The 14,140-nt window shown below is 37.9% G+C and carries 10 protein-coding genes; all 10 read left to right on the forward strand.

What is annotated here, in order from left to right; all coding sequences use genetic code 11:
- Positions 1–111: 111 nt before the first annotated feature.
- The 10 genes from RE431_RS12655 to RE431_RS12700 all read left to right on the forward strand — a co-directional run bounded on the left by RE431_RS12655 (position 112) and on the right by RE431_RS12700 (position 14,122).
- Positions 112–1,284, forward strand: a complete 1,173-nt coding sequence (locus RE431_RS12655) for a homogentisate 1,2-dioxygenase (RefSeq protein ID WP_309562352.1) — start codon at positions 112–114, stop codon at positions 1,282–1,284.
- Between the two features lie 103 nt (positions 1,285–1,387).
- Positions 1,388–2,530, forward strand: a complete 1,143-nt coding sequence (gene hppD / locus RE431_RS12660) for a 4-hydroxyphenylpyruvate dioxygenase (RefSeq protein WP_309562353.1) — start codon at positions 1,388–1,390, stop codon at positions 2,528–2,530.
- A gap of 299 nt (positions 2,531–2,829) precedes the next feature.
- Complete coding sequence (locus RE431_RS12665; protein WP_408914518.1) at positions 2,830–3,606, forward strand: DUF3108 domain-containing protein; 777 nt, start codon at positions 2,830–2,832, stop codon at positions 3,604–3,606.
- 2 nt (positions 3,607–3,608) lie between these two features.
- The gene (locus tag RE431_RS12670; RefSeq protein ID WP_309562355.1) at positions 3,609–4,574 is read left to right on the forward strand and encodes a tryptophan 2,3-dioxygenase family protein; all 966 of its coding nucleotides are present in this window, start codon (positions 3,609–3,611) and stop codon (positions 4,572–4,574) included.
- 4 nt (positions 4,575–4,578) lie between these two features.
- Positions 4,579–5,811, forward strand: coding sequence for a peptidoglycan DD-metalloendopeptidase family protein (locus RE431_RS12675; RefSeq protein WP_309562356.1), 1,233 nt, complete (start codon positions 4,579–4,581; stop codon positions 5,809–5,811).
- The gene (pgi, locus tag RE431_RS12680) at positions 5,812–7,443 is read left to right on the forward strand and encodes a glucose-6-phosphate isomerase (RefSeq protein ID WP_309562357.1); all 1,632 of its coding nucleotides are present in this window, start codon (positions 5,812–5,814) and stop codon (positions 7,441–7,443) included.
- Between the two features lie 189 nt (positions 7,444–7,632).
- Positions 7,633–10,170, forward strand: coding sequence for a TonB-dependent receptor (locus RE431_RS12685; RefSeq protein ID WP_309562358.1), 2,538 nt, complete (start codon positions 7,633–7,635; stop codon positions 10,168–10,170).
- Between the two features lie 10 nt (positions 10,171–10,180).
- Entirely contained in the window at positions 10,181–11,896 is a 1,716-nt protein-coding gene (locus RE431_RS12690) for a hypothetical protein (protein WP_309562359.1), read from the forward strand.
- Between the two features lie 107 nt (positions 11,897–12,003).
- Positions 12,004–13,635 (forward strand): Ig-like domain-containing protein, encoded by a 1,632-nt coding sequence (locus tag RE431_RS12695; protein ID WP_309562360.1) that lies wholly within the window; start codon positions 12,004–12,006, stop codon positions 13,633–13,635.
- Positions 13,636–13,684: 49 nt separating this feature from the next.
- On the forward strand, positions 13,685–14,122 hold the full coding sequence (locus tag RE431_RS12700; RefSeq protein WP_309562361.1) for a hypothetical protein: 438 nt from the start codon (positions 13,685–13,687) through the stop codon (positions 14,120–14,122).
- Positions 14,123–14,140: the final 18 nt, after the last annotated feature.

Raw genomic sequence — 14,140 nt, forward strand, 5'->3', positions numbered from 1 at the left:
GATTGTTTCGCTAAATTTTCATGATATTTGTATAAATCGAAAAATAAAGTCGATTTTATCGCATTCTATTAATAATTCGTGAATTTTAAGTCGATTTAAAAACATATAATTATGCCTTTTTATCATAAGCTTGGTAAAATTCCACATAAGCGTCATACCATATTCAGAAAGCCAGATGGTAGTTTGTATTACGAACAATTATTTGGAACTATTGGTTTTGACGGAATGTCTTCCAATCTATATCATGAACATCGTCCTACCCAGGTCAAAGAGATCAAGGGTAGTTATGATGTGACGCCAAAGGTTGCAGTAGGCAATAACCTGAAATCATATAGATTTAGAGGTTTTCAAATAACTCCTCATCCAGATTATCTACAGAGTAGAAAACCGGTGCTTACAAATTCAGATTGTGATATCATTCTTGCATCTCCGCAGGGATCTACAGAGGATTATTTTTATAAAAATGCAGATGCCGATGAGTTGCTTTTTATTCATAAAGGAACCGGAAAGTTGCGCACACATCTGGGAAACCTGGATTTTAAATATGGCGATTACCTTTTGATTCCAAGGGGAACTATCTATAAAATAGATTTTGATGATGAAGATAACAGGTTGTTCATTGTAGAATCAAGAAGACCAATTTATACTCCAAAAAGATATAGAAACTGGTTCGGGCAATTGTTAGAGCATTCTCCGTTTTGCGAGAGAGATCTTAGGCAGCCGCATGAACTGGAAACCAACGATGAAAAAGGCGATTTCCTGATCAAGATCAAAAAGCAGGGAAAAATTTTCGATATGGTTTATGCCACGCATCCATTTGATGTTGTTGGATATGACGGTTACAATTATCCTTATGCATTTTCAATTCACGATTTTGAACCGATAACCGGTAGAATTCACCAGCCGCCACCTGTACACCAGACTTTTGAAACCGATGCTTTTGTAGTCTGCAGTTTCTGTCCTAGAAAATATGATTATCACCCGGAAAGTATACCGGCACCTTATAGTCACAGTAATATAGATAGTGATGAGGTATTATATTATGTTGACGGAGATTTTATGAGTAGGAATGATATTGAAGCTGGACATATTTCACTTCACCCTGCTGGAATTCCACATGGTCCGCACCCTGGAGCTGTTGAAAGAAGTATCGGGCAGGTAGAGACTGAAGAACTTGCAGTGATGGTAGATACTTTCAAGCCACTAAAACTTACGGAAGATGCCATGGAGATCGCAGATGAAACTTACCATAAGTCATGGTTAGAAGAAGAGGATAGAGAATAATATGAAAGAAGATTTATCAGCACAGGATAGAGCGATGTGGTAAGATTTTGAATTTAATTTTCAAATATTTACTATATCAATAATCCAAAAAAAATAAAATAAAATGTCGACAGATAGCACATCATTAAATTTAGAAAAAGTAGTTCCTGAAGCAGAAGATTTTCTTCCTATTCTGGGAACTGACTTTGTAGAACTATATGTAGGAAATGCAAAACAGGCAGCATATTATTATCAGCACGCCTGGGGTTTTCAGCCAATTGCTTTTGCAGGGCTTGAAACAGGGAAGAAAGACAGCGTTTCTTATGTAATGCAGCAGGGAAAAATTAGAATTGTACTAACATCTCCTTTATCTCAGGACGGAAGTATTAATGAACACATCAATAAACATGGTGACGGGGTTAAATTCGTGGCACTATGGGTTGACGATGCCAGAAAAAGTTATGAAGAAACTACAAAAAGAGGAGCTAAATCTTATGTAGAGCCTTACGAGCTGGAAGATGAAAACGGAAAAGCCGTGATTTCGGGAATCCATACTTATGGAGAAACGATTCACTTATTTGTTGAAAGAGGCGAGTACGAAGGTCCATTTCTTCCTGGATACAGAGTTTATGATACGAAGGCAAAATCGCCAGATACCGGACTAAAATTTATTGACCATATGGTTGGTAATGTTGGTTGGAACGAAATGAACAAATGGGTTGAATTCTACGGAAAAGTGATGGGATTTGCTCAATTAGTTTCTTTTGATGATAAAGACATTTCTACAGATTATACTGCTTTGATGAGTAAGGTGATGAGTAATGGGAATGGAAGAATTAAATTCCCTATCAATGAACCGGCAGAAGGAAAGAAAAAATCTCAGATAGAAGAATATATAGATTTCTATAATGGAGCAGGAGTTCAGCATATCGCATTAGCCACAGATAATATTATTGAAACCGTAACTCAGCTAAGAGATAGAGGTGTTGAATTCTTATATGTTCCAGAAACTTACTATGATGACCTTCTGGACAGAGTAGGTGATATAGATGAAGATCTTGAGCCGTTAAAAGAATTAGGTGTTCTTGTAGATCGTGATGATGAAGGATACTTATTACAGATCTTTACGAAACCTGTTCTGGATAGACCAACGATGTTCTTTGAGATCATTCAGAGAAAAGGAGCTCAATCTTTCGGAAAAGGGAACTTCAAGGCTCTTTTTGAGGCGATTGAGAGAGAACAGGATTTGAGAGGTACATTAAATTAAAATTAAAAAACTGCTAAAACTTAGGTGGTCAAAACATTTTTTTGATAATCACATAATTTATAAGTTAAAGTTTATTTAAGGTTTGCGGGTAAGGTAGAAATACAAGACTTTTGCACCGCATTTCTGGAGTGGTTACCGGAAATGATTTAAATTTTTTTCATAATTTAAGTTTTAGTTGGTTAATAAGATAAAATTCCCCGTCATTAATTTGATGGGGTTTTTTGTTTTAATACTTTTGGAATAGTAATTGTAATCAGCGTATTAAGCGGATAAATACTGAAACTTAGAACATTATTATGATAAAAAGACTTTTTACAATTACCTTCATTTTTTTCTTGTTCATTACCCCCCAGATTTCAGCCCAGGATGCATTTCAGGATGGTGAGTGGTTCAAATTCAGAATTCATTACGGATTATTCAATGCGAGCTATGCTACACTAAAGGTAAATGAGACAAATATCAATAATAAGCCAGTTTATCACGTTCAGGGAATAGGAAAATCTACAGGCCTGCTTAGTCTTTTCTTTAAAGTGGATGATGATTACCAGACTTATATAGATAAAAGGACAGGAAAACCTTACAGATTCATTAGAAAAATTAATGAAGGTGGCTATACCAAGGACCTGGAAATAAATTTTGATCATCAGGCTAATAAGGCATACGTGCACAATCGCGAGACCAGCGATAGAAAAACATATTCTGTACCCAATAATGTACATGATATGTTATCCTCATTTTATTATATTCGCAACCAAATTGACAGTGATAGGCTGAAGACCGGAGACGAGATGAGGTTGAATATGTTCATCGATGATGAGAACATAGATTTCAAACTTGTATTCCTGGGGAGAGAAGTTATCAAGACCAAATTTGGAAAGGTTGCGACCTTGAAATTCAGACCATATGTGCTTGCAGGTCGTGTATTTAAGGAAAAGGAAAGCTTAACTTTCTGGATTAGTGATGATAAAAATAAGATCCCTGTTAAAATTGAAGCCGATCTCGCTGTTGGATCTTTAGATGCAGACCTTGAAGCATACAAAGGTTTAAAGCATCAATTTAGCATCATAATGAAATAAATATGGAGATAAAACCCGAAATCGCGGAACGAATTGTAAAACTGGAAGAGAAGTTTAAGAATTCGGGACAGGATATGGGGTCCTATTTGGATGGTCTTCTTTACGACCGTTATTTATCCTACTGGGATTATATAGAAGTAGACACTTTACTAAGTCTGCAAAAAACAAATACACATTTTCCTGATGAGATGATCTTTATCACTTATCATCAGATCACAGAATTGTATTTTAAATTAATAATTCACGAGCAAAAGCAGATTATAGAAAGCACTACGTTAACGGCGCCTTTCTTTATCGAAAAGCTCAATAGAATAAACCGTTATTTCAGAATTCTTATAGATTCATTTGATGTGATGATCAAGGGAATGGAAAGAGAACAATTCCTGAAATTTCGAATGGCGTTATTGCCAGCCAGCGGATTTCAATCTGCACAATTCAGAATGATTGAATTGTATTCCACCCCTTTGGAAAACTTAGTGCTTTCAGAAATCAGGCAGGATTTTTCTTCAGATAATTCCCAGGAGGAACTTTACGAAAATATCTACTGGAAAAGAGGCGGAATAGACCTGGAAACGGGTGAAAAAACGCTTACGCTAAAGCAATTCGAAAAAAGATACACTCCCCGGTTTTTAAGAATTGCAAATGATGTAAAAGAAAATACGCTTTATCATCGTTACTTACAGATGCATGAGGACGATCGAAATAATAAAGATCTTATCCAGGCTATGCGAAACCTTGATGTGAATGTAAATATCAACTGGTTATTAATGCATATGGGGGCTGCTTATCGTTATCTTAGCAAAGACAAAACAACTGTAAAAGCTACAGGTGGTACCAACTGGAAAAAATTCCTACCGCCAAGCTTTCAGAGAATTTCATTCTTCCCAAATCTCTGGACAAAAGAAGAGCAAGACGATTGGGGAAAACAATGGGTTAATCATACTTTTAATACAGAAAATAAAAAGTAATACATTGAAAAAATTAGGCTTAATCTTAATGATGATGCTGGCACTCGTTGCCTGCAATGATGAAGAAAAAGACCAGGCGGTCAAGGAAGTGAAAAAAGAAAAACTGCCTCCTGTTGAAAAGGAGTATGGTTTTGTGCTCAATGATTTTGACGTTGTCAGGGATACCATAGAATCTGGTGATAGTTTTGGTTTCATCATGGACCAGAATGGAGTGGGTCACGGGAAAGTGTTCGAGATCTCTAATAAAGTAAAAGACACTTTTAATCCTGCGAGAATTACCGCCGGGAAGAAGTATATGATCCTTAAAGCTAAAGATTCGGCCAGGACACCGCAGTATTTTATCTACGAAAATGACCTTATCAATTATACGGTTGTTGCTCTGGGAGATAGCATTTATGCGGAAAAGAAAAAGCGACCTGTTACTGTAAAGAGAAGAGAAGTCTCCGGAGTGATCACTTCGTCACTTTCAGAAGCTATGCAAGCGCAAGGTTTAAGTAACCTGCTAGTTTATGAATTATCGAATATATACCAGTGGAGTATCGACTTCTTTAAACTTCAGAAAGGAGATCAATTCAAGATGGTGTATCAGGAGAAGTATATTGATGATACCATCTTTGCGGGAGTAGAAAAGGTTGATGCGGCAGTTTTTAGACATTCAGATGAACCTTATTACGCTTTCAGATATCTAAGCGATACTATTTCAGGAAAACCAAGTTTTTATGATTCGGAAGCAAAAGCTTTGCAAAGTTTCTTTCTGAAAGCGCCACTTAATTATTCAAGAATTTCATCAAGATTTACTAAAAGACGTTTTCATCCGGTTCAGAAAAGATGGAAAGCCCATTTGGGTACAGATTACGCAGCTCCTTATGGAACACCTATCGTTAGTACTGCTAATGGAACCGTGATCGCTTCCAGCTACACTTCCGGAAACGGGAATTATGTGAAGGTTAGGCATAATAGTAAGTACACCACGCAATATCTCCATATGACCAAACGAAATGTTCGCAACGGGCAAACTGTTAAGCAGGGTGATGTGATTGGATATGTAGGGAGTACTGGTCTTGCTACAGGACCCCATGTTTGTTATCGTTTCTGGGTAAATGGAAGGCAGGTAGATCCTTACCGTCAAAATCTTCCATCAGCAAAACATATTGAAGATGAGCTTAAAGATGAATATTTCGCTTATATCAAACCATTACAAGAAGAATTAGAACAAATTCCCTACAAAAACATATAAATGAAAAATATAAATCCAACCACTACACAAGCCTGGAAGGAATTAGAAGATCATTATAAAAAGGTCGAAAATGAGCATATGAAAGATATGTTCAGTAATGATGAAAAGCGTGCCGAGAAATTTACGATCAAGTGGGAAGATTTTCTGGTAGATTTCAGCAAGAATAGAATTACTGAAGATACTCGTTCATTATTAATTCAACTGGCTGAAGAGTGTCATTTAAAGGAAGCGATCGATAGTTATTTTACTGGTGAGGCTATTAACCAGACAGAAAATCGTCCTGTTCTGCATACTGCCCTAAGAGCAGATAAGAATGCAGATATAAAGGTTCATGGTGAAAATGTTGTTCCTGAAGTTCAGGAAGTAAAAGCCAGGATAAAACAGTTCAGTGAAGAAATCATTGGTGGAAAGCGAAAAGGTTATACCGGTAAAGCTTTTACCGATGTTGTTAATATCGGGATCGGAGGTTCAGATCTTGGCCCTGTAATGGTTGCTGAAAGTCTTAAATTCTATAAAAACCATTTAAATGTACATTTCATCTCTAATGTGGATGGAGACCATGTGCATGAAACTATAAAGGATCTGAACCCTGAAACTACATTGTTCTTAGTGGTTTCCAAGACCTTTACTACCATGGAAACGCTCAGTAATGCCACTACGGTAAGAGAGTGGTTTCTGAAATTTGTTCCTAAGGAAGAAGTTTCAAAGCATTTTGTGGCTGTGTCTACAAACCTTCAGAAAGTTGAAGATTTTGGAATAAATAGAAAGAATATTTTCCCGATGTGGGATTGGGTAGGAGGAAGATTCTCCCTTTGGAGTGCAGTTGGATTGTCAATTAGTCTCGCAATTGGGTATGATAATTTTGACGCATTGCTTGATGGAGCTCGAAAAATGGATGATCACTTTAAGGAGACATCCCTTGAAGATAACCTTCCTGTGCAATTAGCTTTAATTAGCATCTGGTACAATAACTTCTTTAATGCTGAAAGTGAAGCCGTTATTCCTTATTCTCAATATTTAGATAAATTTCCTGCTTATCTTCAGCAGGCTATTATGGAAAGTAATGGAAAGAGCGTAGACAGAAACGGGGAAAAAGTAAATTATCAAACCGGAACTATTATCTGGGGGGAGCCGGGGACCAATTCACAACATGCGTTCTTTCAGTTGATTCACCAGGGAACAAAATTGATTCCGACAGATTTTATTGGGTTTAAAGAATCACTTTTTGGAGATAAATCGCACCAGGATAAACTAATGGCTAACTTCTTTGCACAAACAGAAGCTTTGCTTAATGGTAAAACCGAAGAGGAGGTTGAAGAAGAATTAAGAGCTAAAGCTTTTAGTCAGCAGGAAATAGACAGGATCAAAACTTTCAAGGTTTTTGATGGTAATAACCCTACGAATACTATTCTAATACAGAAACTGACTCCTGAAAGTATGGGTAAATTAATCGCTCTATATGAACATAAAATCTTTGTCCAGGGAATTATCTGGAACATATTCAGTTACGATCAATGGGGTGTGGAATTAGGGAAGCAACTTGCTAACAAAATTCTTGCAGAATTCTCAAACAAAGAGGTAGATAATCACGATTCTTCTACTAAAAATTTGCTAAAATTTTATTTAAGTTAATAACACCCAGTTTGTTAAAAACCTGTTAGTAGTTTTAAAGTGCCTTATATCAGGCACTTTCTTTTTTTGTATAGATTTGCGGTGGCAGAATGTTAAAGTTAAATATCTTAACATTTGGATAAAGTATAGGTCTTAGGAATTAGCTTTTTTTGCCACGAATTTTTTAATCAAACTCAAACAATTAAACAAATGAGGAAATTATTACTGTTGGCGATGTTATTTGCATCTGCTACAATTTTTGCTCAAGGAACTGTTACCGGTAAGGTGATCGATCCTGAAATGGATGGCCCTCTTCCTGGTGCCAATGTAATGGTGGTAGGAACAAACACCGGAACAACAACAGATTTTGATGGTAATTTTACACTGAATGTTGACAAAGCTTCTGGTAAAATCGAACTTAGTTTTGTAGGATACAAAACTAAAACAGTAGATTTTTCTGTGAGTAATGGAGCAACAACAGATCTTGGTGAAATCGTATTGGCTCCTGATGCTGATGCTCTTGACGAGATTGTAGTTACTTCTTTCAACCTTGCTATTGATAGAAAAACTCCTGTAGCGGTTTCAACAATTAGCGCTGCTGAAATTGAAACTAAGATTGGTAACCAGGAATTTCCTGAGGTACTTAAATCTACTCCTGGGGTTTACGCTAACAAAGCCGGTGGTGGTTTTGGAGATGCTGAGCTTCGTATGAGAGGTTTCGAAGGTGAAAACATTGCTGTAATGATCAACGGTGTTCCTGTAAACGACATGGAGAATGGTCGTGTATACTGGAGTAACTGGGCTGGTCTTTCAGACGTGACAAGAACTATGCAGACTCAAAGAGGTCTTGGAGCGGCTAAAGTTGCTGTACCTTCAATTGGTGGTACTGTAAACGTTGTTACTAAAACTACAGATGCAGAAAAAGGTGGAAGCATTTACGCTGCTACTGGTAATGATGGATATACAAAATTTGGAGCGACTGTATCTACAGGAGTTTCTGAAAACGGACTTGCTGCTACAGTTTCAGCTTCAAGAACAGTTGGTGATGGTTATGTAGATGGTACTGAGTTTATCGGTTACAACTACTTCGTAAATATCGCTAAAGAATTAGGTGACAATCATGAGTTGTCTTTCACTGCTTTCGGTGCTCCACAGAGACACGGTCAGCGTCAGAACAGACACCTTATTCAAACTTACCGTGAGAGTGACAGAGGAACTAAATTCAACTCAGACTGGGGATACCTTAATGGACAGGTAACTCATATTGAAGATAACTTCTATCACAAACCACAAATGTCATTGAATCACTACTGGGATATCAATGAAAAAACTCAATTATCTACTGCTATCTACGCCTCTTTTGGTACAGGTGGTGGAGGTGGATGGGCCGGAACCAACAAATTTGGACTTGATTCTGAATACAGAGATGGTTACCTACAGCCTGTAAACCTTGATCTAATCGTAGATGAAAACGTAGCTAGAGGAGCTGAAGGATCTGAGACTATCCTTAGAGCTTCAAGAAACGACCACAACTGGTTTGGGGGTCTTTCAACACTATCTACAGATATTACTGAAGATATCGAAATCCTTGCAGGTATCGACTTAAGATACTACAAAGGAAAGCACTTCCAGGAAGTAACAAACCTTCTTGGTGGACAATACTATTTTGATGACTCTAACGCAAATGATCCAGTAAACCTGGCTCAGGTTGGAGATAAGATCAGCTACTGGAACGATGGTATCGTTCTTTGGGAAGGTGGATTCCTTCAGGCTGAGTACTCTAAAGGTGATCTAGATGCATTCGTATCTCTTGCAGCTTCAAATACTTCTTACAAGAGAGTTGATTACTTTAACTACCTTGATTCAGATCCACAACAGGAAACTGACTTCGTAAACTTCTTCGGATATCAGGTAAAAGGTGGTGCAAACTACAACTTTACTAAGAGCAGCGGTCTTTTCGCTAACATTGGATATTTCGAAAAAGCTCCGTTTTTTGACGCTGTTTTCCTTAACTTCGTGAATGACATTAACCCTGATGCCGAAAATCAGAAGATCTTTAGTACTGAACTTGGATATACTTTCAGAAACCCAGTGTTAAGAGCAAATGTGAATGTGTACAGAACTGTATGGAGCGATAGATCTTTGATCTATTCTTATAACAACCCTGATGGTTCTCTTGGTGTAGCAAACATCTTAGGTGTAAACGCACTTCACCAGGGTCTAGAATTAGACTTTGAATACCGTCCGTTTGATGGTCTTAGTGTAACTGGATTTGCATCTTTAGGTGATTTCACCTGGAAAGATAATGTAGAAGGTGTTCAGATCTTTGATGAGGAGCAAAACCTAATTGATGAGATCAACCTTTACATCGAAGACACTAAAGTAGGTGGTACTCCACAAACTACTGCTGGTCTTGGAGTAGATTACGAATTTCTTTCAGATATGAGATTCAGAGCGAACTATAACTATTTCGCAGAATTCTATTCTGATTTTGATCCTGTAAGCAGAACTAATCCTGACACTCCAGAAGTATGGAAAACACCAAACTTTGGAACTCTAGATGTAGGTCTTACTTACGATTTCTCTGTAGCTGGATTTGATGCTACTTTGAATGCGAACGTATATAACATTACTGACACAGAATATATTGCTAATGCACAAAATGGACTTGGAAACAACGCTCGTACAGCTCTTGTATGGTACGGTTTCGAAAGAACATATACAGTAGGAGCAAAACTTAATTTCTAAAAAAATAACAATGAAAAAGTCTTTTAACTATTTATTGGTATTGTTAGGATTGGTTGTAGTTAGCTGTAACCCTCTTGATGATATTCATGACGAAATTGACAACGAGCTGGATAGCCAGCTTGCTGTTGCGCAGACTGATTACGTTCTTACAGAGGACGATTACGAAGACCTGGGACAGAGTTTCCCTAACTTCGGTTCAGTAGAAGATGCAAGAACTTTGATTCCTTCTCTTCTTTCAGACCTTTACCCAACTTACGGAGATGGTTCTATCATCAACGTTGGTTTTGATCTTTACAATCCACTTAGAGTTGATGGTTACACTGTAACTTCTTCAGATTACGCAATGGTAGACCTTAGCGTAGATTATTTCTCTGGTAGAGGAGAGATCATTGATTTTCTTGATGCTAAATATCCTCAGGCAGAGGAGGGTGATTTCGTAGAGCTTACTTATAATGTACTTGCTGAAGAGATCTCTTATACTCTAAATGACGATGATTACGATTTCGTTGGAGATGAGTTTGCTGATACATATTCTGGACCTGCTGGAAACGCAGCTCAGTTTGGAAGTTTTGATGTTAGAACAACTAGTGATAACTACTGGAGTGATGAAATGCTTGTTGAAGCTTTAGGAGCAATAATTTCTGAAGAATTTGGAGATGTTGCAGGTCAGAAATACAATGTTTCTTACCAGGTTTACAGCGGTAGCGTTGAAACTAGAAGCATGACTATCCAGTTTGACGGTAATACTTACGTATCTGTTGGAGGAACTGCTTATGAGTTCTCTGACGAGGATTACGATGCTGTTGGAGCTGAATTCGCTGAAACTTACCCAGGGCCAGCTGCTAACGTTGCAAGATTTGGTTCTTTCGATGTTAGAGCAAGCAGTGATAATTACTGGAGCGAATCTATGTTGCTAGAAGCTGTGAACTTCACACTAAAAGCAGCTTATCCAGATGCTGAAGATGGAAGTAAATTCATCGTTTCTTATGCTATCTACAATGGTTCTGTTGCAACTTCTATCATGAATGTTGTTCTTAGTGGAGACGATTACGTGATCGATACTGATGCTTCTGTATCAACTATCGAAGAAACTACTGTTTTCGCTTATACTAATGGAGATTGGGATGAGCCTTACATGCTTCCTTCAGATTCATATACTGAAGAATTCGGACAGAGCTTTTCTAACTTCGGTGACGAAGAAGAAGCACTAATGAAAATTGGAATCTTCCTAGGAAGAGAATTCCCATATGCTCAGGAAGGTGAATACAAAGCTGTAGGATACAGATTCTACAACGGTGAAGCTACTGTTACAGAATATGTAAACTACGTATTTGAAGGTGGTGAGTGGAATGCAATCCCAACGGTAACTTCTGAAACTCTTCAGTTTGGTTACGAAGATGGAATGTGGGTTCCAGATAACACTATTAAGTACACGCTTGCTGGTGGAGATTACTCTATCATCGCTGACGCTTTAAGCGGAAATACAGATCTAGCAACTCAAATTGCTAGTATGGAGCGTTACTCTAACTTCGACCGTCGTCCGGGAGCTTCTGCTTACTGGGATGATGATGCAGTACTTCTTGCAATGCAGGCTTTCTTGAACGAGATCGCTCCAAATGCGCCAGAAGGACAGAAGTATGTATTAACTTTTGATATCTATAACGGTACAAATACTACAGAATCTATCAGCCTTATTAAAGAAGGTGGTGAGTGGGTTCGTTTCTAAGTAGAAATTGTATTGATTCAATATTAAAAACCTCTTATCCTTCGGGTAAGAGGTTTTTTAATTCATTGATTTATATGATATTTGCAATCCTGATATAAAAATCTACAATGAAAAAATTAATTTACCTGGCAATGAGTATTGCCATCCTAGGATGTTCTTCAGATGATAGTCCTGCACCAACGCCAACACCTCAGCCAGCAGAAGAAAAACCTGTAGCTGTAGATGACAATTTTATTGCAGTAGAAAATGAAGATGAGATCATTTCAGAAGATGATATTTTAAGGAATGATACCTTAGTTGATAATGCTTTGATTACTGGTTTCGATTCAGAAACTGCTGAAGGTGGAACAGTAACAGATAACCGTGATGGAACACTTACCTATACTCCTGCAGAGGACTTTATTGGTGAGGATACTTTTGATTATACTATCTGCGTACCTGGCGACAGTGATAGATGTTCAACAGCTACAATTACCATAAAGGTATCTGATGCCGGTGCTCCAATAGCTGAAGATGATTCTTATGAAACAACCGAGAACCAGTCTTATAATATTACTAATTTCCTTGATAATGATAACCTGGTTGATGGAGCTACGTTAACCGAGATCAATACTGATGGAACCAATGGTACTGTAGAGATTCGTGAGAATGGAACTTTAAGATATACGGCCGTGAATGGTTTTTCTGGAGTAGACACTTTCACTTATACCATTTGTGATGATGATGAAACTCCAAATTGTGCTACAGCAACCATTACAGTGAATGTATTGGATGAGGGATCTCCTTCTGCCAGTGATGATGAAGTGGTAGTTGAAAGAGGCGCTTCCAATGTGATCTTAGAAAACTTACTTTCCAATGATGATCTTACCGATGACGCTGTACTAACTTCACTAAACGATACAGGATCTAATGCTACTATAAGCATTACTGAAGAAGGAACTGTAATGTATACACCTGCGGCAGGATTCACGGGTACAGATAGTTTTACTTATACTATTTGTGATGATGATGGCACCTGTTCAGATGCTACAGTAACCGTAACGGTGGTAGATCCGGTAAGTTTTAATGTGCCAGATGCTTTAGAAGATTATTATTCAGGAGTTACATTTTCAGTAGACCCAACTTTACTTTATCAGGAATTGTCCAGCTATACAGATGCACAGCATACCAACAGGCTGGAATATTTCCAGAGACATGATTACCTGTACGATGCAGATGCAGATCTCGATGACGACAGTATGGTTGTTTTAATGTATTCAGGCGAATTAAGACCAGATGATGAGTATCAATTGGGTGATCTTGACGAAGGTGAAACGTATAACACAGAGCATATCTATCCGCAGTCTAAACTGAATACTGAGGAATCTAAAAATGACCTTCACTTGTTGAGAGTAGTAGACGTTGATGTGAATTCAGAAAGATTAAACTATCCTTTCACTGATGGTAGCGGAACTTACAAACTGGTAAATGGTGATTCATGGTTCCCTGGTGACGACTGGAGAGGAGATGTTGCCAGAATCGTGATGTATGTAAACCTTAGTTACGGAGATGATTTTGATGAAGTTGGTAACCTGGAGCTTTTCCTTAAATGGAATCGTGAAGATCCTGTTTCAGCTTTCGAAATGCAGCGTAATAACGTAATTGAAGGTGCGCAGGGGAACAGAAACCCATTTATTGACAATCCATACCTTGCAACGCTTATTTGGGGCGGAGATGCCGCTGAAAATCGCTGGGAATAATCCCGATTGCTTTTAGTAATTTTGCAACGACCTAAAAATTGATTTAACTATGTACGAAACTATTCAGTTTATACACTCCTACTGGGCATACCTGGTACTTTTCATGCTTTTGATCGCAAGTTTTAACGGGATCATTGGTTTTGCAGCGAATAAAGAATATTCAGCGACTAATTTCAGGATAGCCCTGTTTACGCTAATCGTTTCTCATATTCAGTTATTAATAGGGATCGTACTTTACTTTACTGCACCTTATTTCAGCATGTGGGCTGAAGAAGGAATGGGCGGAGTGATGAGCGATGCGACGCTTAGAATATATAATGTAGAGCACCCACTTATGATGATCATTGCAATCGCCTTGATCACTGTGGGATATTCCAGGCATAAAAAGAAGCTTACTTCCAGACCAAAATTTAAAATGCTGGCCATTTTTTACGGACTGGCATTTGTAGTAGTGCTTTCCAGGATACCATGGAGCGCATGGTTATAGAAGACTAAACATATATTG

Origin of the sequence: Christiangramia sediminicola (assembly GCF_031344135.1) — a bacterium.
Classification (GTDB): domain Bacteria; phylum Bacteroidota; class Bacteroidia; order Flavobacteriales; family Flavobacteriaceae; genus Christiangramia; species Christiangramia sediminicola.

Excerpts from the sequence above, each read along its gene's own strand:
- RE431_RS12655 (WP_309562352.1), top strand. The coding sequence starts at position 112 with ATGCCTTTTTATCATAAGCTTGGTAAAATTCCACATAAGCGTCATACC.
- hppD (WP_309562353.1), top strand. The coding sequence starts at position 1,388 with ATGTCGACAGATAGCACATCATTAAATTTAGAAAAAGTAGTTCCTGAA.
- RE431_RS12670 (WP_309562355.1), top strand. The coding sequence starts at position 3,609 with ATGGAGATAAAACCCGAAATCGCGGAACGAATTGTAAAACTGGAAGAG.
- pgi (WP_309562357.1), top strand. The coding sequence starts at position 5,812 with ATGAAAAATATAAATCCAACCACTACACAAGCCTGGAAGGAATTAGAA.
- RE431_RS12685 (WP_309562358.1), top strand. The coding sequence starts at position 7,633 with ATGAGGAAATTATTACTGTTGGCGATGTTATTTGCATCTGCTACAATT.
- RE431_RS12690 (WP_309562359.1), top strand. The coding sequence starts at position 10,181 with ATGAAAAAGTCTTTTAACTATTTATTGGTATTGTTAGGATTGGTTGTA.
- RE431_RS12695 (WP_309562360.1), top strand. The coding sequence starts at position 12,004 with ATGAAAAAATTAATTTACCTGGCAATGAGTATTGCCATCCTAGGATGT.
- RE431_RS12700 (WP_309562361.1), top strand. The coding sequence starts at position 13,685 with ATGTACGAAACTATTCAGTTTATACACTCCTACTGGGCATACCTGGTA.